The sequence below is a fragment of the Archangium violaceum genome (assembly GCF_016887565.1).
GTDB classification, from domain to species: Bacteria; Myxococcota; Myxococcia; order Myxococcales; family Myxococcaceae; genus Archangium; species Archangium violaceum_B.
Genome location: NZ_CP069396.1, coordinates 4,207,695 through 4,234,003 on the forward strand (window position 1 = coordinate 4,207,695; position 26,309 = coordinate 4,234,003).

22 protein-coding genes are annotated in these 26,309 nt (G+C 65.6%); 14 read left to right on the forward strand and 8 right to left on the reverse strand.

The genetic code is table 11. The features are described 5' to 3' along the window. The first annotated feature begins 27 nt into the window (after positions 1–27). From JRI60_RS17425 to JRI60_RS17450, 6 genes are read left to right on the forward strand one after another with little or no spacing between them, the layout of a single operon-like run. Entirely contained in the window at positions 28–567 is a 540-nt protein-coding gene (locus JRI60_RS17425; RefSeq protein ID WP_204226987.1) for an AAA family ATPase, read from the forward strand. After that, positions 564–1,427, forward strand: a complete 864-nt coding sequence (locus tag JRI60_RS17430) for a nucleotidyltransferase domain-containing protein (RefSeq protein ID WP_204226988.1) — start codon at positions 564–566, stop codon at positions 1,425–1,427. Before JRI60_RS17425 ends, JRI60_RS17430 begins: the two co-directional genes overlap by 4 nt. Further along, positions 1,424–1,621, forward strand: coding sequence for a hypothetical protein (locus JRI60_RS17435; RefSeq protein WP_204226989.1), 198 nt, complete (start codon positions 1,424–1,426; stop codon positions 1,619–1,621). Before JRI60_RS17430 ends, JRI60_RS17435 begins: the two co-directional genes overlap by 4 nt. Further along, positions 1,614–1,895, forward strand: a complete 282-nt coding sequence (locus JRI60_RS17440) for a hypothetical protein (RefSeq protein WP_204226990.1) — start codon at positions 1,614–1,616, stop codon at positions 1,893–1,895. The genes JRI60_RS17435 and JRI60_RS17440 overlap by 8 nt, the downstream gene beginning before the upstream one ends. Before the next feature lie 4 nt (positions 1,896–1,899). Then, the gene (locus JRI60_RS17445; RefSeq protein WP_204226991.1) at positions 1,900–2,898 is read left to right on the forward strand and encodes a glycosyltransferase; all 999 of its coding nucleotides are present in this window, start codon (positions 1,900–1,902) and stop codon (positions 2,896–2,898) included. Further along, the gene (locus JRI60_RS17450; RefSeq protein ID WP_239470575.1) at positions 2,895–5,093 is read left to right on the forward strand and encodes an ATP-binding protein; all 2,199 of its coding nucleotides are present in this window, start codon (positions 2,895–2,897) and stop codon (positions 5,091–5,093) included. The genes JRI60_RS17445 and JRI60_RS17450 overlap by 4 nt, the downstream gene beginning before the upstream one ends. A 2-nt stretch (positions 5,094–5,095) precedes the next feature. Here the strand turns inward: JRI60_RS17450 and JRI60_RS17455 are convergent, their stop codons facing one another. Further along, positions 5,096–6,520: a family 43 glycosylhydrolase gene (locus JRI60_RS17455; RefSeq protein ID WP_204226992.1), complete on the reverse strand. Its 1,425-nt coding sequence runs from the start codon at positions 6,518–6,520 to the stop codon at positions 5,096–5,098. 23 nt (positions 6,521–6,543) lie between these two features. Then, complete coding sequence (locus tag JRI60_RS17460) at positions 6,544–7,734, reverse strand: glycoside hydrolase family 43 protein (protein WP_239470576.1); 1,191 nt, start codon at positions 7,732–7,734, stop codon at positions 6,544–6,546. A gap of 375 nt (positions 7,735–8,109) precedes the next feature. On the opposite strand from JRI60_RS17460, the gene JRI60_RS17465 reads away from it, so the two are divergent. Next, the gene (locus JRI60_RS17465; protein ID WP_204226994.1) at positions 8,110–9,483 is read left to right on the forward strand and encodes an iron-containing alcohol dehydrogenase; all 1,374 of its coding nucleotides are present in this window, start codon (positions 8,110–8,112) and stop codon (positions 9,481–9,483) included. A gap of 7 nt (positions 9,484–9,490) precedes the next feature. On the opposite strand, the gene JRI60_RS17470 is transcribed toward JRI60_RS17465, so the two are convergent. Next, positions 9,491–10,480: a LacI family DNA-binding transcriptional regulator gene (locus JRI60_RS17470; protein WP_204228984.1), complete on the reverse strand. Its 990-nt coding sequence runs from the start codon at positions 10,478–10,480 to the stop codon at positions 9,491–9,493. Positions 10,481–10,772: 292 nt separating this feature from the next. On the opposite strand from JRI60_RS17470, the gene JRI60_RS17475 reads away from it, so the two are divergent. The 7 genes from JRI60_RS17475 to JRI60_RS17505 are packed head-to-tail and all read left to right on the forward strand — an operon-like array spanning position 10,773 to position 19,505. Then, a complete protein-coding gene (locus JRI60_RS17475) occupies positions 10,773–12,452 on the forward strand; it encodes a ribulokinase (RefSeq protein ID WP_204226995.1) in 1,680 nt (559 codons plus the stop codon). 47 nt (positions 12,453–12,499) lie between these two features. After that, positions 12,500–14,002, forward strand: coding sequence for an L-arabinose isomerase (gene araA / locus JRI60_RS17480; RefSeq protein WP_204226996.1), 1,503 nt, complete (start codon positions 12,500–12,502; stop codon positions 14,000–14,002). Positions 14,003–14,052: 50 nt separating this feature from the next. Beyond that, positions 14,053–15,027, forward strand: coding sequence for an ABC transporter substrate-binding protein (locus JRI60_RS17485; protein WP_204226997.1), 975 nt, complete (start codon positions 14,053–14,055; stop codon positions 15,025–15,027). Between the two features lie 28 nt (positions 15,028–15,055). Then, the gene (locus JRI60_RS17490; protein ID WP_204226998.1) at positions 15,056–16,603 is read left to right on the forward strand and encodes a sugar ABC transporter ATP-binding protein; all 1,548 of its coding nucleotides are present in this window, start codon (positions 15,056–15,058) and stop codon (positions 16,601–16,603) included. Beyond that, entirely contained in the window at positions 16,600–17,649 is a 1,050-nt protein-coding gene (locus JRI60_RS17495; protein ID WP_204226999.1) for an ABC transporter permease, read from the forward strand. The genes JRI60_RS17490 and JRI60_RS17495 overlap by 4 nt, the downstream gene beginning before the upstream one ends. After that, the gene (gene yjfF / locus JRI60_RS17500; protein WP_204227000.1) at positions 17,649–18,761 is read left to right on the forward strand and encodes a galactofuranose ABC transporter, permease protein YjfF; all 1,113 of its coding nucleotides are present in this window, start codon (positions 17,649–17,651) and stop codon (positions 18,759–18,761) included. Before JRI60_RS17495 ends, yjfF begins: the two co-directional genes overlap by 1 nt. Positions 18,762–18,806: 45 nt before the next feature. Next, entirely contained in the window at positions 18,807–19,505 is a 699-nt protein-coding gene (locus JRI60_RS17505) for an L-ribulose-5-phosphate 4-epimerase (RefSeq protein WP_204227001.1), read from the forward strand. A 397-nt stretch (positions 19,506–19,902) separates the two neighbouring features. Here JRI60_RS17505 and JRI60_RS17510 read toward each other — a convergent pair whose 3' ends face one another. From JRI60_RS17510 to JRI60_RS17530, 5 genes are all read right to left on the reverse strand, one after another. Next, positions 19,903–20,253, reverse strand: coding sequence for a DUF2019 domain-containing protein (locus tag JRI60_RS17510; protein ID WP_204227002.1), 351 nt, complete (start codon positions 20,251–20,253; stop codon positions 19,903–19,905). After that, the gene (gene sitA5, locus JRI60_RS17515; RefSeq protein ID WP_204227003.1) at positions 20,253–21,695 is read right to left on the reverse strand and encodes a SitA5 family polymorphic toxin; all 1,443 of its coding nucleotides are present in this window, start codon (positions 21,693–21,695) and stop codon (positions 20,253–20,255) included. Before sitA5 ends, JRI60_RS17510 begins: the two co-directional genes overlap by 1 nt. Before the next feature lie 357 nt (positions 21,696–22,052). Continuing rightward, a complete protein-coding gene (locus tag JRI60_RS17520; RefSeq protein ID WP_204227004.1) occupies positions 22,053–23,885 on the reverse strand; it encodes an AIPR family protein in 1,833 nt (610 codons plus the stop codon). Between the two features lie 787 nt (positions 23,886–24,672). Further along, positions 24,673–25,686 (reverse strand): hypothetical protein, encoded by a 1,014-nt coding sequence (locus tag JRI60_RS17525; protein WP_204227005.1) that lies wholly within the window; start codon positions 25,684–25,686, stop codon positions 24,673–24,675. Between the two features lie 197 nt (positions 25,687–25,883). Beyond that, positions 25,884–26,282 carry a VOC family protein gene (locus JRI60_RS17530; protein ID WP_204227006.1) on the reverse strand — a complete coding sequence of 133 codons (399 nt, stop codon included), beginning with the start codon at positions 26,280–26,282 and terminating at the stop codon, positions 25,884–25,886. Positions 26,283–26,309 lie beyond the last annotated feature (27 nt).

The window sequence follows — 26,309 nt, forward strand, 5'->3', positions numbered from 1 at the left end:
GGGAGGGAGGGGGACTAGAGTGAAGCCATGGACGAGCGGGTCCTCGCCAAGGTGCTCATCGTTGGCAACATCGGGAGCGGCAAGAGCACGTTTGCCCATGCGCTGGGGACGGCCCTGGGCTGGCGCCGGTATGGAATCGACGAGGCGCGCCAGGCCCATGGCGATGGCTCGCCCGCGGGAGAGGCCCGGGCCTGGGCGGCGTTCCTCGAGCGCGCGGAGTCCGACTCCTCCATTCTCCTCGAGTGCACGGGCGCCGGGCCCTTCATGGACCTCCTCCGGCTCGCGCTCCGTCGAAGCGGACACGCCTGGACGCTCCTCTGGGTGGATACACCCCCGGAGGAGTGCCTCCGCCGGGTGGAGCGTCGCGGTCTGGCCATTCCCTACCCAGACTTCGGCGTCCCCATCTCGCAAGTGATTCCCGGGGTCGCTCGCAACCTCGCGCGGGCATTGGAGGAGTCCTGGCCCCGGCCGCTGCATCGCGTGGAGGGACTGGGTCCGGTGGAGCAGGAGGTGGCGCGCGCGGTTCAGGTTCTGTCGGGCTGGCTGACTCGAGACGGGCGGCCATGAGCGATGGCCCCCTGCACCACCTGGCCCAGCGGATTCGCGCGTGGGCGGAGCGGGCTCCGGCCGTCCGCGCGCTCTTCTGGTACGGAGGCTATGGCTACGGCCAACTCCTTCCCGGCAGTGATCTCGACATGGCCGTGCTCCTCTCCCCGGGAGCGGATGCCGCCCGGGTCTCCAATGCACTGGTGGATGCGCTGAGCACCCAGGGCGACCCGGTGGAACTCGTCGTCTTCACTCCGGAGGAGCAACGCCTCACCGCCTGGATGAGCGAGGCGCTGACGAAGCTGGACCTCGTCTTCGGGCGGACGGCCGGGGAGCTGGCCTGGCTCGCCGATGCGGGGGATGTCCCTCCGCCCCGGCTGACGTCCGCCTGGCCCGTCCAGGACCCCGAGGTGCTGGACCTGCTCCACCGTGCATCACGGCCCATCGCCGAGTCCGATGCGGAGCTTCGCCGGGAACGAAGTGAACGGGAGATCGACAAGTTCCTCATCGCGTTCGAGGCCTGCTCGGCGGCTCATGCGAAGGGCGACGCCTACGCCTTCTATTTCCAATACAACCTCGCGCTCGGCCGGCTCGCGCGCCTCGTTCAGCTCACGCGCGTGGGACACCGGTACCTGTACCTCCCGCGCAACCTCCTCACGGGCGCGTTGGAGGCGGATGAGAGGGCGTCGTTCCGTCTCCTCTCGGGGACGCTCCAGCTGTCCGAGGCCCATGACCGCGAACGCGCGCTCGCCAAGGCATTCCTCGAGACCCTGGAAGAGGTGCGAGCGGTGCTCGGGGCACGCCGGGAGTCCGCGGGGCTGGCGAGGTTCCTGGAGCGCATCTTGCGCCGGGACCAGCCGCCCGGTGAGGGGCACCCATGAGCCCGCCGCACGGATGGCAGCAGGTGCCTTTCGACGAGGTCGTCGGGGCCTGGTTGTCGGCGGGCGGGGTGGAGGAGGGCGACAAGAAGGCGCGGACGTTCACGGTGCCCGCCACGCCGCGTGAGCGCTATCAGCGGCTCGTCGACCACGGGTATCTCTTCCTCCGGTTCATTCCACGCCGAGCGGGTGCGTGACCTGGCTGGACACTCCGAGCTGCTGTCCCTGCTCGATGGCCGGGTGGTGCTCTTCGGGCATCAGGCCACCGGACCGCTGACCCTCCTGGATGGAAACCACCGGATGTTGGCGCTGGCGCATCGGCTGGCAACCGGGAGCGGACCCCTGGCTCCGTTCCGCGCGTTCGTCGGGCTCTCACAGGGACCCTGCCGGTGGCACGGCGACCCCGTGGAGTGGATCGAGCGTCCCGGCCGCGAGCCCGGGGAGCGACGCTTCATCCTGAAAGTGTGGTGAAGCCATGTTCACGGTCGTCTTCATCGTCCGGGACGAAGAGCGGCACCTCCCGAAGGCCCTCGCGAGCCTGGGGTGCATCCCCGAGCTGGTTGTCTGTGACACGGGGAGCCGCGATGCCACCCAGGAGGTGGCCAGGGCCGCGGGTGCTCGTGTGGTGCACCATGCCTGGCGCGACGACTTCTCGGCGGCCCGTGCCTTCGCGGAGAGCCATGCGGGGCATGAATGGATCGTCCGCTTCGACGCGGACGAGCGCTTCGGCTCCACCCTCACACCGGGTCTCTCGTTGTACGAGTGGCTCGTGCCACACCTGAGGCGGGCCGGGGAGAAGGGGGCGGGACAGGTGTTCGTGCGCCGCCGGTATGCGCCTGGCAACGAGCACTGGTTCCCCCGCGTCCACCGCCGCGGGCGGTACCGGTGGCGCCATCCGGTCCACGAGCTCCTCCAGCCCGTGGAGGGCGTCTGGCCGCCTTCCATCGCCGCCGAGGGGGCCCTCATCCTTCACGAGCGGAGTGCTCGCCCGCGCCCCTACCGGCGCATCCTGGAAGCCGCCGTCACGGCCGAGCCCGCGGACCCCCACCTGCTCTTCCACCTCGGACAGACCTGTTTCGAGGAGCAGGACTTCTCCGCCGCGGAGTCCTGGCTCCACGCGTATCTCGGAGGCCCACCGGGTTATCGCTTTCACCGGAGCGAGGCCTGGATGCTGTGGGGGCGGTGCCGCGCCGCGCGGGGTGATTCCGCCGAGGCCTTCCGTGCCTTCGAGGAGTCGGCGCGCCAGGGCCCTCGCGCCGAGCCCCTCTGGTATGCGGCGCGCCTCGCGCTCGAGCGCGGGGAGTGGGCCCGGGCGCGCGCCTGCGTGGAGCGCGGCAGGGTCCTGGCTCCGCCTCGCGAGCGCCAACCCTTCGGGATGGACGACGTCCCCTATCTGCTCGATCTGCGGCTGTACCAGGCCGAGGCCTGGGAAGCACTGGCCCGGGAGCTCGCCTCACGAGGAGGCTGGGAATGAGACCGACGCTCGGCCTCTACGGCATCCAGGACAGACAGGACCACGCGCGTCCGATGGAGACGCACGACCATGGCCTCTGCCTCACCGCTTCCGGCGAGGTGCTCTGGGCCCTGGAGCTGGAGCGGCATACACGCCGCAAGCACGGCCAGGAGGGCCACGACGGGGCAATGAATCCCTTGCCTGCTCGGTTTCTCCTTTTCGAAGAAGCCCGGAGTCGGAGCACAATGCCATCGCGAGCCGCCGAGGGCCTCCCCCCCTCTCGATGGCTCTCCTACGCCATGGCGCTGCCCTCATCTGCCGAGACAATCCAGGACCTTCCCAACCCACCCGGAGGAGTGGCCTCCGCGGGCTCCGAGAAAACCTCGGGGCTCCTGCGCTGGCTGGACCTCTTCCTCTCGGAGCCCCTGCGCAACGCACCTCCCGCGGACCTCGTTCGCCACCGGGTGCTCGTGGGCACCGCGTTCTTCATGCTCGCGCTCGCCATGCTGTACGTGGTGAGCACGTTGTTCACCCCGTACGCCCCCGCCCCGGGCATCGCGGGGCTGTTGTACGTGGCCACCCTGGTGGCGGCGCGGAAGTCCTCCCGGATCGAGGTTCCGGCGGTGATCCTGCTGGCGACCCTCACGGTTGGCTTCGTGGGAGGCGTCTTCTCGAACAGGGCCAACTTCGAGGGTGGCGTGCACGCCACGAACCTGCTGCTCCCCGCCTTCGCCGTGTACCTGCTGGGTCCGCGCCGGGCGCTGCTCTACACCCTCTTCATCGCCGTGCTCATGGACGGGGTCCATCCCCTCTACGTCACGCACCAGGTGGACATCTCCGCCCAGTCCTTCTCCCTGTCACGGTTCTGGGTCCGGCACCTCTTCTCGGGCGTCGCGTTCCTGGGCATCTGGGGAATCGGTGCGTTGCATAGCACCGCGCGGGATGCGGCCCACCAGTCGCTCGAGCGGGCCTTGAAGAAGCTCCAGGACAGCGAGAGCAAGTTGAGCAGCATCATCGAGAGCACCGACGACATCGTGAGCTCCACGGACACCGAGGGGCGCCTGCTCGTCGCCAACTCGGCGATGAAGCTCTTCTTCCAGAAGCTCCTCGGCGCGCAGCCCGAGCTGGAGCAGAAGCTCTTCCGTTACATGAATCCCGAGAGGGGCCAGCTCTGGAAGGACCGCTTCGCCCAGGTGCTTCAAGGCCAACGCCTGCGCCTCGAGGAGACGTACGTGGTCGGGGACACCCGCATGGTGGTGGACGTCAGCCTCCATCCCATCCTGGTGGCGGGAGGCCAGGTCGGGGGCGTGACGGTCTTCGGCCGCGACGTCACCAGCCGCAAGCAGGCCGAGACCCGGTTGGGAGAGCTGCACCGCACCCTGGTGGATGTCTCCCGCCAGACGGGTATGGCCGAGATCGCCACCGGCGTGCTCCACAACGTGGGCAACACCCTCAACAGCGTCAACATCTCCACCACCCTCGTCACCGAACAGCTCCGACGCTCCCGCGTCACAGGGCTCACCAGGGCCACCGCCCTCTTGAACGAGCACCGCGCGGATCTCGCCACCTTCATCACCCGGGATCCCCAGGGCCAGCAGTTGCCGCCCTATCTCATCGCCGTGTCCGGCCAGCTGGCGGAGGAGCGCGACGCCATGCTCAAGGAGATGCAGTCACTCACCCAGAGCGTGGAGCACATCAAGTCCATCGTCAGCATGCAGCAGAAGCACGCGCGCACCGCGGGCGCGGTGGAGCAGGTGGCCGTGCCTCAGCTCATCGACGAGGCCCTGCGGCTGCATGCCATCTCCTTCGAGCGGCTGGCCATCCGCATCGTGCGGAATTACGCCGACGTCCCCCTCATCTTCGTGGACCGGCACAAGCTGCTGCAGATCCTCATCAACCTGCTGAGCAACGCCCGCCACGCGCTGGTGGACAGCACGCAACAGGACAAGTGCCTGACCATCCACGTCCAGCTCGCTCCCGGGGGGGAGCGGCTGCTCATCGGCGTGACGGACAACGGCGTTGGCATCGCCCCGGAGAACCTGTCGCGCCTGTTCTCCCAGGGCTTCACCACCAAGAAGACGGGGCATGGCTTCGGTCTGCACATCAGCGCCCTGGCCGCCGACGAGATGAAGGGCCGGCTCACCTGCACCAGCCCTGGCTCCGGTCAGGGTGCCACCTTCACGCTCGAGCTGCCCGTGAAGGGCGAAGGTGTCTAGGGTCAATCCAGATGGAACGTCGCGTCGGACCGGTCGATGGCGGTGGAGAGCGTCTGGACGTGGAGCAGGAAGTCGTAGTGGCGGATGTACCTGCCGGGATAGTTGTACGACTCGAACGACAAGCCACTGCTGTCGGCCAGCCCCGCCCTCTGGTGGAAGGACGCGTCGTTCTTGTACGTGGTGGAGCCGTCGTTCTTCTCCAGCCACAGCTCGAAGTTCTTGTGCCGCAAGTAGTAGCCCGGGAAGTTCGCCGACTCGAACGAGACCGTGCCGGAGCCGGCAAGGCCTGGAACGATCCTGAACTGTGAATCCCCCAGGTTGCTGACGTTCGTTTCGAGCTTCGCCCTGAACTCCCAGTGCCGGATGACGTAGCTCGGCTGGTTGTGGGACTTGAACCGGAAGGGGGTGGCACCTTCCGCGACCGGAATCCCGAAGTTGGGGGTTCCGTCCGCGTTCCAATAGAGCTTTTGCACGCGGGTATGGCGGTTCGGGTCGTAGAGGGGATCGCCGACGATCGTCTTGTAGTTGCGCGCATGGTGGACAAGGATGTCGCTCTGCCCGTCCTCGGCTACGACGAAGGAGTTGTGGCCAGGGCCGTATTGGCTGGTCTTCTCGTTGCTGGTGAAGACGGGATTCGGCGACTTCGTCCAGGATGCTGGATTCAGCAGGTCGCTGGTCGCGGAGGCCGTCAGCAGTCCCAGGCAATAGCGGTCATCGGTCTTGCTGGCGGAGTAGGCGACGAAGATTCGTCCGTTCCTCTTGATGACCGCCGGGCCTTCGTTGACCCAGAAGCCCTGGGTCTCCCAGGTGTACTGGGGTTTCGCCAGGAGGGTCGCGGGCAGGGTGATGGTGGTGGGACTGCTCATCTTCGCGATGTACAGGTTGCTCTCCGGGTCCTTCTGCGCCCAGAGCAGATAACGCTGGCCATTGTGCTCGAAGGTGGTCGCATCGAGCGCGAACGAGTCCAGGTGCGTGAAGACGCGGCCCTTCTCGGTCCAGGTGCCGCTCAGGGGATTGGCACTGGCGTTCTCGAGGGCATAGATGCGGATTCTCCAGATGTCGTTGGAGGCACCCGCGGCGAAGTAGATGTACCACTTGCCGTTGATGAAGTGGAGCTCCGGCGCCCAGATGTGCGCGGCCATCTCGCCGGACGCATGCTTCCGCCAGATGACCGTTTCCGACGCGGTCGCCAGGCCTTGGATGGTCGTCGCACGCCGCAGGATGATCCGGTCGTACTCCGGAACGGAGGCCGTGAAGTAATAATAGCCGTCGGTGTGTTTGTAGAGATGGGGGTCGGCTCGTTGCTGGATCAGCGGGTTCGTGTACTGAGGGGCCGCGGCTCCAGCGGGGGCTGCCGTCAGCTGCAACACCAGGGACACGACGAACAGCGCGGGGACGAGCTGCTTCGCGAAGGATGACGAGACCATGGGGATTCCTTCCTTTCGTCGGCTCAGGGGGTGACTTCCTTGAACGTCGCGTCCGCTTTCTCGACCGAGGTGCTGATGGGATCCACCCGGAGCACATAGTTGTAGTGGCGGATGTAGTGGTCGGGCAGGTTGTATGACTGGTAGGAGTACCCGCTCGAACTGGCCAGGCCGGGGACATCCCTGAAGGTGGCGTCCTGTTTGAACTGGCTGGTGCCGTCATTCTTCGCCAGGACGAGCAAGTAGTTGTCATGCCTCAGGAAGTAGCCGGGGAAATTGACCGACTCGAACGAAATGGCGTTGCTGTCGGCCAGTCCGGGGACGATCAGGAACTGCGAGTCCTCACCCGGTGTGACATTCGCGTCGATGCGGGCCTGATAGTTGTAATGGCGGGCAAAGTGGGTCTGGAAATTGAAGGACTGGAGTCGCCTGATATCGCCGGGCTGCCCCGTTTCCTTCAGGACGGTCAGGTGCCGGATGAAGCCGGTGAGCGAGGGGAGCTCCTTCCTGGCCGACCAGGACGCGAAGGTGTTGGTGGAATCGCTGTAGTAGTATTTCCCGGCGCTGTAGGCGTCGAAGAGGATCCTCCAGGTGCCATCATCCAGCTGGTACAGGGCCGGGCCTTCCACCCAGTTTCCCCAGCCCGCCCAATCTCCGGTGCCTCGAAAGGTGTAGGGACCCGTCAGGCTGGAGGACGTCGCGTACTCGATGTACTTGGTGGTCTCGTTCTTGGTGAACGCGTGGTAGGTGCTCCCGATCTTGACGATGAAGGTGTCGATGTAATTGGGACTCAGTCCCGCCAGCGGCACGGGAGCGGACCAGGCGGACAGCGTGCTGTTCTGCGCCTTGATGACATGGGGGGTGAAGTTCGTGGCGCCGGTCGTGCGCAGGGACACGATGATGTTGACGCTGCCATCGCTGTCCTTGAACCACTCCGGCGCCCAGGTGTTCTGCAGGTTCGTGACGGGGAGGGTGACATTCCGCAGGAAGGTCCAGTTCACCCGGTCGGTGCTTCGGGCGAAGCCGATCGTGTTGCCTTCCCAGTTCGTGGTGTAGGTGACGTAGTACATCCCGTCGGTGTGCTTCAGGATGCTGGGATCCCGGATCAACCCCGACGGGGGTGTGTACGCGGGTCCCTTCATCAGCCCGTAGTGGGTTCCGTTATAGGACTGGTACACATACATGTTCGATTCACTGGAGTTCGTGAATGCGGTCATGGTGTACACGCTCGTGGCCGCGGTTGCCGGGGCTGGCCGGAGCGCGAACAGCGGAAGGATGGCCCACAGAACCGGCAGGAGGGAGAGGAGGAATCTCCGGCATGTGAGCGCTAACATTCCGGAGCCGGAGGTGGGGTGGGTTACCACTTTCTTTCGACGCATGGGAGTTCCTCGGGGTAGGGGGGCGTGTCAGGGTGAATGCAATCCACACTGGCGGTCAAGACGCTGAATCCAGATTATTCCTGCAACGCGCTGCATCATTCATACAACGCCCTGGAGCCAACATTCAGGGCCTGGCCCGTTGCGCTCGAGGCCCACTCAGCGCTTCGCCCAAGTGTATGGCGTGTCGCTTCCTGTCTTGGTTAGGTTGCGAGGATGTCCACTTCTTCTCTGCGAGAACTCCTCGAGCGCCTCGGCCCGGACGGAGTGCTCGCCTGTACCTGTGGGAAGCACCACCGCATCTCCGTGAAGCAGGTCCTCGTCGGCGAGGATTCACTGCGGGAATCGGCCGAGCTCCTCCGACGGCAGCGGGGCAGCGGTCCGGTGCTGTGGGTGCTGAGTGACGAGCACACGGAAGCCGCCGCGGCGGAGCGGTGGAAGACGGCCGTCAGTGCCAGTCGGATCGCCGCGCGGATCCTCCCCGGCGAGCCGAGGCCGGTCCCGACGCTGGCGCTGGTGAACGAGCTCTCCGCCGAGGTGAGGGCACTCTCTCCGGATCTCCTGGTCAGCGTGGGCAGCGGTGTCATCAGCGATCTGGTGAAGAAGGTGTCCCTGGACACCGGCGTGCCCAACTGGTGCGTCGTGACCGCGCCCTCGGTGGATGCCTACAGCTCGGCGACCGCGGCGATCCGTATCGAGGGGTACCATCAGGCCGTCCCGGCCCGGCCTTCCGAGGTCATCGTGGGCGACCTGGAGGTGATTGGCCGGGCCCCCCGCTCGCTGTTCCTGGCGGGCCTTGGAGATCTGCTGGCCAAGTATCTGGCCCATCTCGACTGGAACCTCGCCCGGGTGGTGGCGCGCGAATCCCTCTGCGACATCATCGCCGGACTGGCCCTCGGGTCCGCCCGGGAGGCGCTCGCGGCCGCGCGCACCTGGCAGGCCCATCCCCTCGCGGCGGTTCGCTCACTCACCGAGGCGGCGCTCGTGTCGGGATTCGCGATGCAGGCCCTGGGCAGCTCGCGGCCGGCTGCCTCGGCCGAGCACACCATCGCGCATTTCTGGGAGATGGCGGGCGCGGTGGCCGAGGAGGAGCACGACCTGCACGGGCTGTTGGTCGGTGCCGCGTGCAAGCTCGTCCTGCCCGGCTATGTCGACTGGTACCGTCGGCTGGCGGGGGTGGAGCTGGACCTGGAGGGGAGGCTCGTGGCGCTGGAGCGCGAGCCACCCTGGGAGGAGCGGTTGGAGGCGAAGCTGAGCCCCTTCCGGCGGAAGATCGCGGAGGAGATGCGGGGCAGGGTGCTGGATCGCGCGACGCTGGCCCAACGCCTGGAAGCGTTTGACCGGGCAAGGGATTCCATTCAAGGCATGGCCGAGCCCCTGCTGAAGGAGCTCTCCGACGCGATCGATCTGCTGGCCGGTGCCGGCTTTCCCTTCGCGCTCGATGCGCTGGGGATCGACGAGCAGTACCGGCTGCTGCCCGTGCGCAACGTCCGGCTGCTCCGGAATCGCTATACGACGTTCGACCTCGCGCACGAGCTGGGCCAGGAGGACGCGCTCGTCGCCGCGATCTCTCGCGGCGTGCCCGGGTGAGCCGGCCTCAGCGCGCCTTCGCCGGGGATGTGCTCTTGCGCAGGATGAGCTGCGTCGGGACCACGACGTGCTCCTTGGTCCGCGAGGGCTCCTCGAGCTGGCCGAGGAGGAGATGGATGCAGCGCCTGCCGACCTCGGCGAAGTCCTGGCGCACCGTGGTCAGCGACGGCGTGAAGTACGCGGCTTCGGGGATGTCGTCGAACCCGACGATGCTGATCTGCCGTGGCGTCTCACGGCCGAGCTCGTGGAGCAGGCACAAGAGCCCCAGGGCCATCTGATCGTTGGCCACGAAGACCGCCGTCACGTCGGGCGTCTGGACCAACTGCCGCCCGAGCTCATAGCCGGAGTGGGCGCTCCAGTCGCCGCGGAGCAGGGGAGGAACCGGGGCGCCGGCCTTCTTCAGCGCCGCCCGCCAACCGGCGACCCGCTGCTCGGCTTCGATCCAGTCCGCTGGCCCGGCGATATGCCAGACAGTCCGATGGCCCAGGTCGAGCAGGTGCTGCGTGGCGGCCATCGCGCCGCCGAGCTGGTCGACGGCGACCATCGGCACCGGGCTGTTGGAGCCGGCCTCGACCGTGACCACGGGAACGCCGGGGGGCAGGTGGCGCAGCGCCTCCACCGCCGTCTTTTGCGGTGCGATGACCACGACACCATCCACTCCCTGGTTGCGCAGGCGCAGCACCGCATCGAGGACCGATGCCCGGTTCAGTGACCGCAGACTGGTGATGCTGACCGAGTAGCCCGCCTCGTGCGCCGCTTCCTCGATGCCGATCAGCGTCGACGCGGGCCCGTAGAGCGCGGTGTCGAAGCTGACGACCCCGATGACCATCGTCCGCCCCGTGACCAGCGCCTGCGCCACCGAGTTCGGCCGGTAGTTGAGCTGCCGGATGGCATCGAGAACGCGCTGGCGGGTGTCTCCTTTCACATGCGGGCTGTCGTGCAGCACGCGGGAAACTGTTTGATGGGAGACACGAGCCAGCTTCGCGACATCCGCCATCACGGGCGGGCGGCTCTTGCGATCTTGGGTCCTGCGTCCCGTCTGGGATCCACTCATCGTGACAGCCTATATCCTCATGACTCCGCTCCTGGATACAGGCTCGGTGCCTGTCCAGTCGGTCGGAGGGTGGTGCAACGCGTCATGCGTTGGCGCGTCGCATCATGCGTGACACGCGTCAGGAATGTAAGCACTTCGCTTGACGCTCCGCATGTTAACGCTCACAATCCGCCGCCATTACCGGGTTCGTTCGGGCCCGGCCGCTCCCACTCACTGCTGTTCTCCTGGAGGTCCCATGAAGCGCGAGGCGTTCGTCATCGGGATTGATTTTGGAACGGACTCCGTCCGGGCGGTGGTCGCCGACGCGTCGGACGGGGAGGTGGTGAGTGTTTCCGTCCAGCACTATCCCCGCTGGGCGAAGGGGCTCTACTGCGAGCCGAGCGAGAACAGGTTTCGCCATCACCCCCTCGACTACCTGGAGACCCTGCACGCCTCCATCACGGAAGCGCTTGCACGGGCGGGGAAGGACGTTGCGTCCAGGGTTCGTGGCCTCGCGGCGGACACCACCGGCTCGACGCCCGTCCTCACCGACCGGCGCGGCGTGCCTCTCTCCCTCACGTCTGGGTTCCGGGAGAACCCAGACGCCATGTTCATCCTGTGGAAGGACCACACCTCGGTGGCCGAGGCGGAGCGCATCAACCAGACGGCGCGGACCTGGGGCGGAGCCGACTTCACGAGGTACGAGGGCGGCATCTACTCCAGCGAGTGGTTCTGGGCGAAGGCCCTCCGCGTCGTCGAGACGAATCCGGCCGTGGCCCAGGCCGCGGTCAGTGTCCTGGAGCTCTGTGATTGGATACCCGCCGTCCTGACGGGGTGTGACGACCTTGGAAAGATGAAGCGCAGCCGCTGCGCCGCGGGGCACAAGGCGATGTGGCACGCCGAGTTCGGCGGATACCCCGAGGACGCGTTCCTCGCCCGGCTCCATCCGCGTCTGGTCGAGCTCAAGTCCTCCCTCGGAAGGGAGACCTTCACCTCGGACATCCCCTTCGGCACCCTCTGCGCGGAGTGGGCCACGAAGCTCGGTCTGCCACGGGACACCGTCGTCGCCGTGGGCGCCTTCGATGCGCACATGGGCGCCGTGGGCGGAAACATCAAACCGCGCCAGCTCCTGAAGATCCTGGGGACGAGCAGTCTGGACATGGTCGTGTTGCCCAGGTCGCAGGAGCCGGAGAAGCTGGTCCCGGGCATCTGCGGTCAGGTCGATGGCTCCATCATCCCGGGAATGCTCGGCTACGAGGCGGGGCAGTCCGCCTTCGGTGACGTCTACGCCTGGTTCAAGAAGCTCCTCGGCTGGCCTCTCGAGGCGATCCTCCCCGCCCTGTCCGGAGGGGACACGGCAACGAAACAGCCCCTCGCCGACGCGCTCCTGGAGCGTGTCATTCCGGAGCTCGAGCGGGCCGCGAAGGAGCTCCCGCTGGAAGACAACTCCCTGCTGGCCCTGGACTGGATGAACGGGCGGAGGACGCCTGACGCGAACCAGCGCCTCAAGGGCGCCATCACGGGCATCAACCTGGGGACGGACGCTCCGCGGCTCTACCGCGCCCTGGTCGAGGCGACGGCCTTCGGCTCACGCGCCATCGCCGAGCGCTTCAAGTCGGCGGACATCCGGCTCGACAGTGTCATCGCCATGGGCGGCGTGGCCAGGAAGAGCCCCTTCATCATGCAGACCCTTGCGGACGTGATGAACATGGAGATCGCGGTCTCCGCGGGCGATCAGGCCGTGGCGGTGGGTGCGGCGATGTTCGCGGCGACCGCCGCGGGTCTCCATCCCAGGGTCGAGGCAGCACAGGAGGCGATGTCGCCTGGCGTCGAGCGGACCTACCGGCCCGACCCGGCGCGCGCCAGGCACTACGCGTCTCTCTACCAGAGCTACCTCGAGCTCGGTGGCTTCGTGGAGAGGACGCTGACGCGGTAGGCCCCCACGTCCTGGCCCGGGCCGGGACGAGAAACAGGAGCAGGGTCATGATCGATTCGAAGAAGCAGGAAGTCTGGTTCCTCACCGGAAGCCAGCATCTCTATGGTGATGCGGCGCTGGCGACGGTCGCCGCTGATTCACGGAAGATCGCCGAGTCCCTCGACGCCTCCGGGAAGCTTCCCGTCCGCGTGGTCTGGAAGCCCACGCTCACGGATCCCGAGGCGATCCTGAACGTCTGCCTGGAGGCGAACAACTCGCCGAACTGTGTCGGCGTCATCACCTGGATGCACACCTTCTCGCCGTCGAAGATGTGGATCGCCGGGCTCTCGCGCCTCCAGAAGCCTCTGGCTCACCTCCATACCCAGACCGAGCGCGAGCTCCCCTGGGACAAGATCGACATGGAGTTCATGAACCTGAACCAGTCCGCCCACGGCGACCGCGAGTTCGGGTTCATCGGCGCCCGGTTGAGGCTGGAGCGGAAGATCGTCGTTGGCTACTGGAAGGACGAGGACGTCCTGGCGAAGCTCGACGGTTGGGCGAGGGCGGCCTGCGGTCTCGCCGAATCGCGGCGCATGAAGATCGTCCGCTTCGGCGGCATGAACATGCGGGAGGTGGCCGTCACCGGAGGAGACCGCGTCGAGGCGCAGATCCAGTTCGGCTGGTCCGTGAACGGCTACGCCGTGGGTGACCTGGTCGGACGCATCGCCGACGTGAGCGATTCCGAGATCGATGCCCTGGTCTCGGAATACGAGGACACGTACTCCCTCGTTCCGGCCCTCAGGAAGGGGGGCGAGCGACGCCTGGGGCTCCGCGATGCCGCGCGGCAGGAGATCGGGATGCGTGGCTTCCTCGAGGAGGGTGGTTTCAGCGCCTTCACCACCACGTTCGAGGACCTCCATGGACTCAAGCAACTGCCCGGCCTCGCCTGCCAGCGGCTCATGGCGAAGGGCTACGGCTTCGGTGCGGAGGGCGATTGGAAGACGGCAGCCCTCGTCCGCATCATGAAGGTGATGAGCTCGGGGCGTCCCGGCGGCGTCTCCTTCATGGAGGACTACACGTACCACCTGACCAAGGGGAGCGAGCTCGTCCTCGGTGCGCACATGCTCGAGGTCTGTCCCTCGATCGCGGAGGGCAAGCCCTCGCTCGAAGTCCATCCCCTCGACATCGGTGGCAAGGCCGATCCCTGCCGCCTCGTCTTCGCGGCCGGGGCTGGCCCCGCGGTCAACGCGACCCTCGTCGACATGGGCGGCCGCATGCGGATGATCGTGAACGAGCTCGACGTCGTGAAGCCCGAGAAGCCGATGCCGAACCTCCCCGTGGCGCACGCTGTCTGGCGGCCCCTGCCCGACTTCAAGCGAAGCTGCGAGGCCTGGATCCTCGCGGGTGGCGCCCACCATGCCGGCTTCAGCCGCGCCGTCACCGTCTCCCAGCTCCAGGACTTCGCGGCGATGGTTGGCATCGAGTTCATCCACATCGGGAGTGGGACGGAGCTCTCCACCCTCAAGAACGAGCTTCGTTGGAACGACCTCGCGTACCGGCTGTCCCGGTAGGCGAGCACGGCCTTTGAAACCCCCAGACAGCACGAAGTGAGAGGCGACCTATGAAGAGAGTCCTGTTCAACGTAGCGTCCGCAGTCCTTCTCATCCTTGCATTCGGACCGGGCCTGGCCCTGGCCGGTGACAAGAAGATAGTGCTCGGCTTCTCCCAGGTCGGTGCGGAGAGCGAGTGGCGCACGGCCAACACCCAGTCGATCAAGGATGCCGCCGCCAAGGAGGGCATCACCCTGAAGTTTTCCGACGCACAACAGAAGCAGGAGAACCAAATCAAGGCGATCCGCTCCTTCATCGCCCAGCGGGTGGACGTGATTGCCTTCTCGCCCGTGGTCGAGACCGGCTGGGAGCCTGTCCTCCGGGAGGCCAGGGCCGCCAAGATTCCCGTCATCCTGACCGACCGCGCCGTCTCCTCGAAGGACGAGTCGCTCTGGGTGACCTTCCTGGGCTCGGACTTCGTGGAGGAGGGCCGCCGCGCCGCGAAGTGGCTGATCGATTACCAGCCGGTCAAGGAGCTGGCCGCCAAGGGTGAGGTGAACATCGTCGAGCTCCAGGGCACCGTCGGCTCCGCTCCCGCCATCGACCGCAAGAAGGGCTTCGAGGAGGTCCTGAAGGACCAGCCGAAGTTCAAGATCATCCGCTCGCAGACCGGCGACTTCACCCGCGCGAAGGGCAAGGAGGTCATGGAGGCGTTCCTCAAGGCCGAGGGCAAGAAGATCAATGTCCTCTACGCGCACAATGACGACATGGCCATTGGCGCCATCCAGGCCATCGAGGAAGCTGGCCTGCGGCCCGGCAAGGACGTGATCATCGTGTCCATCGACGCGGTGAAGGGCGCCTTCGAGGCGATGATCGCCGGCAAGCTGAACTGCACGGTGGAGTGCAGCCCGCTGCTGGGGCCGCAGCTGATGAGCCTCGCGAAGGACGTGGTGGCCGGCAAGCCGGTGCCCCGGCGCATCGTCACGCAAGAGGGAGTGTTCCCGCAGGAGACCGCCGCCAAGGAGTTCCCGAGCCGGAAGTACTGACACCCAGGCCGTGAGCGAGGAGGCGTCCATGACTGAAGCCGTTCCGGTGCTCGAAGTGAAGGGGATCTCGAAGCGCTTCTCCGGTGTCCAGGCTCTCCGTGGCGTCGACTTCCGCCTCCTGCCGGGCGAGGTCCACGCGGTGATGGGCCAGAATGGCGCGGGCAAGTCGACGTTGATCAAGATCCTGACGGGCGTCCATCGCCCGGACGCGGGACGCATCCTCCTCCAGGGTGGCGAAATCAAACCCAGGAGCCCGAGCGAGGCCCGGAAGCTCGGGATCAGCACGGTCTACCAGGAGGTGAACCTCTGCCCGAACCTCTCGGTCGCGGAGAACATCTGCCTCGGTCATGAACCCTCCGAGGCCTTCGCCATCCGGTGGAAGCAGATGAACCGGAAGGCGGAGGCCCTCCTGGCGGACCTCAACATCCACATCGACGTCACCGCACCGCTCTCCGCCTATTCGATCGCGGTGCAGCAGGTGTGCGCCATCGCTCGCGCGCTGAGCACACAGGCGAAGATCCTCATCCTCGACGAGCCCACCTCGAGCCTCGCCGAGGACGAGGTGAAGATGCTCCTCTCGGTCATGAGGAAGCTCAAGGCCCAGGGGATGGCCATCCTCTTCGTCACCCATTTCCTCGACCAGATCTTCGAGATCTCCGACCGCATCACGATCCTCAGGAACGGCGAGCTCGTCGGCGAGTACCCCGTCGCCGAGCTGTCGCGCATCGAGCTGGTGACCCGGATGGTCGGCCGTGAGGTCGCCGAGGCGGGCCCGAGCAGGTCCAAGGGCGCCCGTCCCTCGCCGACGGAGGAGGCGGACCAGGACGAGGGGCGCGAGGACACCGAGGCGCCCTTCCTCAGCGCGGAGGGGCTCGGACGAAGGGGCTCGGTCCAGGACGTGGGCCTGGAGGTGAAGCGGGGCAGGGCGCTGGGCATGGGAGGTCTCCTCGGCTCGGGGAGGACGGAGATCGCCCGGCTGCTCTTCGGCATCGATCGGGCCGAGCAGGGCTCCATCAAGATCGAGGGGAAGTCGGCGCGGCTCTCCTCACCCTTGAAGGCCATCCAGCACGGCATCGGCTTCTGCCCGGAGGACCGTAAGCACGAGGGCATCGTGGGCGAGCTGTCCATCCGTGAGAACATGGTGCTCGCCCTGCAGGCGAAGCGAGGCATCTTCCGCACGCTCTCCCGGAAGCAGCAGGACGAGCTCGCGGAAACCTATATCAAGGCTCTCGGCATCAAGACTCCCGATGCGGAGAAGCCCATTTCCCAGCTCTCGGGCGGAAACCAGCAGAAGGTGCTCCTGGCGCGCTGGCTGGCCACCAACCCGCGAATGCTCATCCTCGACGAGCCGACCCGCGGCATCGACGTGGCGGCGAAGCTCGAGATCATGGAGAAGGTCATGGAGCTCTGCGACAAGGGCATGGCCATCCTCTTCATCTCCTCGGAGATCGAAGAGGTCCTCTGCTACTCGGATCGCATCGCGGTCATGCGCGACCGCCGCAAGGTGGGCGAAATCGAGGCGGGCGAGGCGGACGAGAGCACGGTGTTCAGGATCATCGCGGGAGGCCAGGCATGAACCGCACGTCCGAGCTCCTCCGGGGTCTGGCCAGGAGGCGGGTCTTCTGGCCGCTGGTCACACTGGCCCTGCTCCTGCTGTTCAACCTGGCCTTCAATCCCCACTTCTTCTCCATCACCATCCGGGAGGGGCACCTCTACGGAAGCCTGATCGACATCCTCAACCGTGCCTCGCCCCTGATGATCATCGCCATGGGGCTGACGCTGGTGATCGCCACGCACGGCATCGACATCTCCGTGGGGGCGGTGGTGGCCATCTCGGGGGCGGTGGCGGCGACGATGATCGGCGGCCAGCTGGACCTGAGCGGCGGGGCACAGGACGCGACCGGGTATCCCTTGCCGCTCGTCATCGTCGTCACCTTGGCCGTGGCGATGCTCTTCGGGATGTGGAACGGCATGCTGATCTCCTTCTTCGGCATGCAGCCCATCATCGCCACGCTGATCCTCCTCGTGATGGGGCGAGGCGTGGCCCAGCTCATCACCGGCGGGCAGATCATCACCATCTACTACACCCCCTACTTCTTCATCGGGAATGGCTTCCTCGCGGGGCTCCCGTTCTCGCTCTTCATCGTGGCCGCCGTGTTGGCGCTGCTCCTGCTCCTCACCCGGAAGACCGCGCTGGGCCTCTTCATCGAGGCGGTCGGCCTCAACCCCGTCGCCGCCCGCTTCGCCGGGGTCCGCTCCCGCGCCATCACCTTCTGGGTCTACGCCTTCTGCGGCCTGTGCGCGGGGATCGCGGGCCTGATCGTCAGCTCGAACGTCAAGAGCGCGGACGGCAACAACGCGGGACTGCTCTTCGAACTGGACGCCATCCTCGCGGTGGTCCTGGGTGGCACCGCGCTCAATGGCGGCCGGTTCACGCTGGTGGGCAGTGTGTTGGGCGCCCTCATCATCCAGACGCTCACCACGACCATCTACTCCGTCGGCGTGCCGCCCGAGGTGACGCTCGTCGTGAAGGCGGCCGTCGTCTTCCTCGTCAGCATCCTGCAGTCCGACAAGGTGCGGAACCGCATCGCCACGCTGGGCAAGGTTCAGGAGGCACTGTGATGAACGATGGAAACTCCGCTGCTTCCGCCGTGGCATTCCCCGCCCTGACGCCAGCGCATCCGAGGCCTCGCCTGGACCCGCGCTACCTGCCGCTCGTGGTCACCCTGGGACTCTTCGTGGTGATGTTCGGGGCGGGCTCGGTCGCGTTCGAGGGCTTCTTCTCGCTCCAGGTCTTCCTCAACCTCTTCGTCGACAACGCCTTCCTGTTGATCGCCGCCATCGGGATGACCTTCGTCATCATCTCCGGTGGCATCGACCTCTCGGTGGGCTCGGTGATCGCGCTGACCACCATGGTTCTGGCGACCCTGGTCGAGAACCGGGGCTGGAGCCCCGCGCTGGTCATTCCCCTGGTCCTGCTGATGGGGGCGGCCATCGGCCTGGTCCACGGGATCGTCATCCAATACTTCGAAGTCCAGCCTTTCATCGTCACGCTGGCGGGCATGTTCCTCGCACGGGGGCTCTGCTACCTCATCAGCATCGACTCGATCGCCATCACGGAGCCGTTCTTCACCGAGGTCTCCGCGATTCGCTTCCCGCTGCCGTTCGACACCTCCATCTCCGTCAACGTCGTCATGGCACTGGGGATGTTGGTGGTGGCGATCTACCTCGCCCACTACACGCGCTTCGGGAGGACCCTGTATGCGATTGGCGGGAGCGAGCAGTCGGCCCTGCTGATGGGCCTTCCGGTCGCGAGGACCAAGATCCTCACCTACACGTTCAGCGGCTTCTGCTCCGCCCTGGCGGGCATCGCCTTCACCTTCTACATGCTCTCCGGATACGGGCTGCACGCGCAGGGCATGGAGATGGACGCCATCGCGGCGGCGGTGGTCGGCGGCACCTTGCTCACCGGTGGCTCGGGCTATGTCGCGGGCACCCTGGTCGGCGTCCTGATCTACGGCACCATCCAGACCCTCATCATGTTCGAGGGCAGCCTCAGCTCCTGGTGGACGAAGATCGTCATTGGTCTGTTGTTGCTCGTCTTCTGTCTGTTGCAGAAGGCGCTGGCGCGTGGCCCCCGGAGCAGGAAGCCTGCCCCCGCGGCCCGAGAGGTCAACGGGCAGCAGAGCCCCGCGCCCACGGCCACCGAGCGGGCTGCCCATGCCGGCGGGTAGGCCGCGAGAACTCTCGAGCACCGAACCGAACCGCACCGAGGCCTCATGGAATCGAAATACCGCGAATTGAAGGAACGGGCTTGGGCCGCGAACATGGAGATTCCGCGGCGCGGGCTCGCCATCTACACCTTCGGGAATGTCTCCGCCCTGGAGCCCGGGGCGGGCCTCTTCGCCATCAAGCCGAGCGGTGTCCCCTACGAGAAGCTCCAGGTGGACGACATGGTGGTGGTCGATCTGGAGGGGAGGATCGTCGAAGGCACGCTCCGCCCCTCCTCCGACACGAGGACCCATATCGTCCTGTACCGGAACCTGCGGGGCCTCGGGGGCATCGTCCACACCCATTCGACCTACGCCACGGGATGGGCCCAGGCCTGCCTGCCCATCCCCATCTACGGCACGACCCACGCCGACCACCTGGCTGAAGACGTCCCCTGCACGGCGCTCATGACCGATGAGGCGGTGGGACGCGACTACGAGACGGAGACCGGGAATCAGATCCTGGAGTGTTTCCGGAACCGCAACCCGTTGCATACCCCCATGGTCCTGGTGGCCGGGCACGCGCCCTTCGCCTGGGGAGAGACCGCCGAGAAGGCGGTCTACAACGCCGCTGTCCTGGAGGAGCTGGCGAAGATGGCGTTCATCACCCGCGGTCTCTCTCCCGACGCGGCCCGCCTCTCCGACCGCCTCATCCGCAAGCACTTCGAGAGGAAGCACGGTCAGAACGCGTACTACGGTCAGAAGTAGCCTGGTGGTGGCGGCAGTCTTCCCGCGGCCCCGAGCGGCGCAACCTCTAGTGGAGACGGCGGGAATCGAAGCCGCTAAGGGCGGAGCCGCTCTCCCTCGGGATCAGAGGCATCCCCCCGTTTTCCCTCTGAAAATAGGGTGCCCATCTGTCCGGGCGAGTTGCCGGGCTGCCCTGGTTGTTGCCTTTACCGGGCCCGAGCTTCGCTTGCCGGGCCCCGGGTGCCCACCGTGGCTACCGGCCCGAGCTTCGGCTGCCGCGCCCGCTGGTACCGCCACCGGGCCCGAGGCGCGGGCGCACCCAGCGCGGCGCCCTGGCGGCTCCACCGCGCCTGAGCTTCGGCTGCTGTGCCCTGATTGCCTCCACCCGCCCGAGGTGCCCGCCCTGGCTGCCGTCGTGCTACTCAACATCTAGGCTCCAAGTGCCCTCCTCCCAATACTTCAACGTCTGAGTTGCCATAAAGGGGATCATGCCTTCCCCTTTAGCCGCTTCCTCTAAAACGGGCTTAGCTTGCTCGGGTCGATCACTGAGCAGGTAGGTTGCCGCCTTGACCCGAACATCCAGGCGGGGGTGAATCAACAGCGTTGCGAGCGCATCACGCCCAGCGTCGCCGTGTGCTCGCAGCTTCTTGAATGCCGTGATGTATCGCTTTGTGTATTTTCTGCCGCCTGTACGGTCGCCACTCCAGATTGCATCCGTGTGCGCGGCTACATTCCGAGCGAATTCTTCCGCGATTTCTCCCAAGTTCATCACCAAACTCCCCTTCTAATGTTCTCAATCGCCAATAGACCAAACGCGCGCTGTGCCTCATACGATTGACCGTCGAGCCATTGTCTGATCGTCAGAGTCGAAGACTTGGTAATATTCTCTTGAATCGACGAATAGAAGGCACTCACTCTGTCGTGAAGGGGTTTTTCCAGGGCTATGACGTTCTCGGTGTTGTGGATGGCCTCGGAACCGAAGCGCTTGGCGTTGCGCTTCTCAACGATGTGATGCCAATCCTTGCCATCGCCCGCCTTGCCCATGTAACGCTTGAATGATCTGAATGACCCAAATGCACGATGCCCAACAGGGAGAAGCCTGCCGCCTTTCGCAGGCGGATTTAGTTGTAGCGCAGAGCGCGCGCCTCCTCCGTTCCGCGCAGTCATGGACACGGCGTTGACTGGCAGGACAATGCGGATCGTGCCCTCGTTTACGGAAACAATGACTCGCTCGGCACCGGTTGCCGTATCCATCATGCGAAGTCCGGTGTTTGCCTCGACCGTGCGCGAGGCTTGCCCAAAGCCCGGCAGCTTAGGCCCTTTCGACATGAGCGCCGCCGTTTCACCTATCGCCGCCGTCGCCACCATGACCAGAATTCGCACGCTATTGGGGCCGATGACTCTTCCGAACCTGTCACCCACCTCTCGCAGTTCCGCGAAGGTAGAGGCTCGCGGCGCATCTTGGTAAAGCTGCGCATAGGCTCGCAGCAGATCAAGGAATTCCCATCCGAGATAACCCCACATGAGCACGGAGAACGCGAGCGCAACGCTCTTCGTGATGGGCTCCGGTGCCAGCAACAGCGCCATGTATGCTGTGATGGTGAAGCTGAGAGTAGCCAGCACCCGCGTAGGGTTGAGCATGGCCCGCACTTCCGCGTCCACTCCCTCTAGGGCAGGACCCACCGCCAGGGCAAGGGCAATGCTGCGCTTATCGTCAGCTTGAAGGCGAGGCCCGTCATCAAACAAAGTTAGACAGTCGCCAGGAGTGCCGCGCCGCTCGCAAAATCGCCCGTAGGACTGCGCAAGGCCTGATTGCCACGCTTCACCACTCAAGGGCGCGGACGCTAGCGCCAGTTTCCGACCGACGTACAGCGGGGGGCATGAGGCGGACACCCGCAGCGGGACTTGGAGCCAAAACGTTGTCAGAGCTGCGGCAAGCTCGGAGTCACTGACCCGCACCGGCTGAAAGTCCGTGGGCAGGTTGGAGAAGATGGCCTCGCCCTCGCCCGTGTCCTCGTCGTCAGCTTCCGCTTCCAACGCCCACGTTTCGGGCGAGTCATGCGACACAGGCGGACGGTAATGGTATGCCGCGCCCGTGGGGGCCCCCGTGGCGCACGCTGTAACCAGCATCAACGCCGCCAAAGCCAGCGCTCCCACGCGCAAGAGCTGCCGTGTGTCCACGGGACGCGAATCAACGGAGTATTTCAACATCGCCGCACCTCTCCGGGCGGGCCGCCCAAGCGTTGGAAGCCCAAACCCGAAGATTACAGAGAGTGGCTGACAGCAAGGTCAATCTGTCGGGACTGGCTAGGTACTGAAAACCCATTGGGTAGGTCATGCTCCCCTCGGGCCGGATGGGGTGGCGGCACTCTCGCCGTCACTACGGGGGAGTTTGGCGGCAGCATGTGCCCTGGCGAGGTGTGGCCGGGAGAGGCAGGTGGGCCATAGGGTGTGCGAGGTTGGTTCCCAGCACTGGGCCACTCCAGGCCGCGTGGTATTGAGGCTTGAGCCGCCATGGCCAAGAGGCCAGGGCCCATGCCGCGCCCGGGCACCTATACGCTGTCGGCTTCATGCCTGTCTGTCGGCTTCAGCAGCACCAAGGAGCGCGAAGACATCCACTCCCTCTGTCCTGGTCTTCTTCAAGGCGCGTTGGACGCAGTCTTGATCTGTCGCGCTCTTCCACCCGAGGTCCTTCTTTGGATCTCTCCAGATCTCGTAAAGGAGTTGCTGCAGCCCCGTGTTCTGGGCAGCCATCAGCTTCTTCAAACGATCTCGCAGAGGGTGGGTGGGACCGGTGCGTCCGAGAACGACCGAGCCGTACTCGGTCACGAGTTTGGGCGCCGTCTTGACGATGTGACGCGCCAGGATCTTGGTCACCGGAAAAGTGAATCGGGTACGCGACAGTCCCTCGAGATTGGCCGTCTTATCCTTCACGTCCTTCAGCGCGAACGGAACGACGCGCAGCATGTTGCGGAGGAATACTAGAAGATCGAGATTGCCGAGCTTCTCTTCGTCGAAGACTCGCTTGTAGGTCGCGTCTTCGAAGATGTCGCTGAGCTTGGATGCCACCGAGAGAGCGGGCTGATCGGAGACGACCGAGATCGCCTGTGCGAGTTCCTCCATTTTCAGCGGCTCGTGCCGGCTGTTCGAATAGAGCTCCTCGAACGCAAGCTCCTTTGCCCGACTGTGATTCTCGAATGCGCCCTCCTGACGCTCGTAGAAGATTTTCCGCTCTGCGAAGCGTTCCGCAAGACGCAGTTGAACTGGGTCGTTCGCACGAAAAGCCGAGGGGCGAATCGCGGTCTGGCGATTGTTGCTGACGGTGACGTGACGGACGAAGTCCTCGTCGTGCGTGATGACCACGCGAACCGGAACTGGAATCGAACGCCAACGGTCCTCGTCGATGCGGGCTTTGTTCTTCGGATTCTGTGTGAAGAGGAACGAACTTTTAATCGTCTGGCATCCGTTGAGAACGTTCGGGCCACGAATTGAAAGCTGACCCTCCGTTTTCTCAACCCATTTTGCGTGAACCGTCACGCCGTTGTGAAACATCGCGAAGCGCTCCGGGGGAGGGGAACTCTCCTTGATGTTCATGCAGAGTGTTCTGAGCGTTTCACGAATGTGTCGTGCCGGTCCTTTCTCCAGGCCTTTGAAGTTGAAGAAGCGCACGTTCTTAGAGAAGAGCTGCTCGCCATAGTCTCGGTAGAGTTCCACGAGATCGGACAGGTAGCCAAGACCAGCGAAGTAGCGGGTGGTTCCTCTGGTCTTGAGTTCGACACCTTCAAAGCGGAGTACGCGCGCCTGAGTTGGAACGTTGACCGGTGCCGGTTCGCGAGGGAGAAGCTTTTCGGGCCCATTCAGGTTGAGGTTCACGACGTGGTTGCCCAAGAGAGTCTGAGCACATTCCGAGAACTTCTCGCGAGCGCCAGCGATTGTCCTGTCAAGCGTTTGGTCCTCGTCGGAGCAGAGGTGGAGCACCTCGAATTCGATGCGGAGGTTTTGAATGGCTTCTGGGTGTCGTTGAATCGCTGCGGCAAGGCTGGGAATGATCCGGTGCTGTGAAGCGGCGTCGCTGGGAGCACCGCTGAAGATCCGCTGAACCTCCTGCATCGTCCGTTCGAAGCCAATAATCGCCTTCTTCAATTCCTGCCGGCTCTCTGAGAACTTCGCCTGGACGAGATGAAGGGTGAGACCGCGTTCCGGATGCTGGTGCAGATGGAACGCATCGAGGCCGAAGTCCCCAGCTGCTCCATCGGCAGTGCGGCCCGTTGCCTCCTGACCGGCGAGTTCGAAGCGACGGTGGAGCCACCACGCGGGAAAGGCGTCGGCGGCGGACCTGCCGAAGCCATGATCCTGGTGGAATCTGGAAACCTCAGCCCGGATGCGATCGATCGTGTCCATGCCGCATAGATTACATTTTGTCCCGGCTGCTCGCGAAGCAGGGGACGGCAGGTTTTCGCGAGACGGTGCGCAAGCAGGTAGGTGCGCCGGCTCGTCGAGGCGAAGGCCATCAAGTTGAGGTTCAAGCCGCCACAGGCCAACAGGCCCAGGGCCCCCCCGTCCCCCTCTCCTGGGAGGGCGGCCTGGGCAGGCTTGTGCCCCAAGAGGACTTGGTCCAAATTTGGTCCGACAAGAACCGATTTGGTCCCCCCCCAAGGCGAGCCGCGCCTCCTCGTTGGGAGTAGGCTCGGCTCAGAGCGGCGGGTTGCTCTGCATGAAAGCGGCGGGAATCGAACCCGCCGCCTGGGACTTCCAGAGGGGGGCTGGCGGAGTCTCGTGGGAGCCTGGCGGTAGCCTGTACCCTGGCGCAGTGTGACCGGGGAGGGGTAGGTGGGGGAGCGCGGGTGGGCGTACCGGCGGAGGCGGCCGGAGGGGACGGTGCTGGCGGCACCCAACGCAGTGCGAGCCATTGTGCAGCACCTGGCACGGCCCACTGGGCCTGCGCTACTGGCTGCAGCGCAGGGGCCTGCCCAGCACGCGGGGTGTTGAGCCTCGAGCCCGTCACGCGGCCAAAGACGCCCACACCCGTGCTGCCTCCCCCTGGGGGGCCACCTGGGCCGGCGTGTGCATAAAGGGGCTGCACCGCCTCTGCACCGGCACGGCGCACAGCCCGCGTGGCACCCGGCAGCAGCCCTCCTCGACCCCTCGCTTCCAGCCAGCATCGAGGAGGAGCTCCTTCAGCCTCTCGTCAACCGCCAGGCGCAGTTCCTCGTCGTCCGAGGCGGAGAATCGCCACCTCTCCGTCGAACGCTCCTTCTCCCAGGCGCGAGAGATGGAGCGCCTCGGGGCCTGCATGCAAGACGAGATCGTCCGCGTCCAAGAGCCCGTTCGCGTTCCCGTCCGAGTAGAAGGCCCCCACGTGCTGGAACTGCCTCGCACCGGGGTACCGCACGGCGAGCAGATCGCCCGGCCGGACGTTCTCGCCAATGGGCAGCGCACGAGCCGGTGCGCCCTGGCGGAGCTGGACCGTGGCCGCCCTGGGAAGCTCCTCCACCAGCGCGGCGACGTTGTAGTCACGGTCGAGAGGCTTGCCCATCCAGCGGGCGCGCGCGGCCATGAGCACGTCCGCGCAGTCCACGCCGATGTAGTTGTAGCTCTGGTGCGGAACGGAACCGAACAGGCCCGGGACATTGAAGAAGGATGTGAGGTAGCCCAGGTACCCCTCCCCCTCGCGGATGGAGATTCGGAACACCTTGGGCGAGAGACCGCGGTGATCGCTCTGTTCGAGCCCCGGAGAGCTCGAGGTGGCGCCGCCTTCTTCCACCTCGGCCTGGAACCAGAAGGTGCCCACGCCTTCCACGTAGTGGGGCGCCTTGGCCGGATGCGGATCCAGCTCCTCGCCACGGAGGACTCTCCCGGAGGCGTCGAGCGGATTGATCTCCCAGTGGCCGCGCAGGCTCCGGAGTTCCTCGCGGAGGTATGGAATCTTCCCCCAGCCCGTCCACGCGTACGGGGAGGGCTCCCAGGGGTGGTTGGCGTTCTTGTAGTAGCGCGAAAGGTCCGCGTAGATGCGGTACCAGCGAATGGAGGCGCCTGGGCGGGGAGCCACACGCAGGGTGACAGCCTCTCCCTTGCGTGGCGAAATGGACACCACACGCATCCACCGCCCGGAGCCAACGCGGGCCTCGATCGAAAGTTCTCCAGCCCAGGACGAGAGGGCGGCCAGCAGGCTCACCGAGAAGAGCAGCGCTCGTGGTAGCATGGGCCACACGGTAACACCGTCAGATGAGCGTCGGTGCCAGGCTCACGCCAAGCGCAGGTTCGCGGGTAGTCGGACCTCGCGGACACCACAGCGCCCACCGTGAGCTGTCCGGCCAACCACGGCGAGATGGCCGACACCGTGAACTACGGGCTGCTCAGGCGCTACTGGGCGAGCGCTGAGCAGCCCGGCCGGCCGCATCAGGCCTGCGGCGCCATCCAGACCAGGTTCCACAGGTGGCCGTCGAGGTCCTCGAAGCCCTGGTCATACATGAAGCCGCGGTCCTCGGGCGGATGCGGAGTACGGCCGCCGGCGGCGACGGCCTTGGCGATCAGACTGTCCACCTCTTCCCGGCTCTCGCAGCTCAGGCAGATGATGACCTCGTTGGCCTCCTTCGCCTGCACGACGGGCTTGTCGATGAGGGTCTTGAAGAACGCTTCGGTCATCAGCATGGCATAAATACTGCCATCCACGATGACCATGAACGCCGCGCTCTCGTTGCTGAATTGTGGATTGAAGCTGAAGCCGAGAGCGGAAAAGAAGGCCTTGGATTTGTCCAGGTCCTTGACCGGCAGGTTGAAGATGATCTGCTTGTTCATGACGTCCCCATGTCGAAAGGTGAGTTG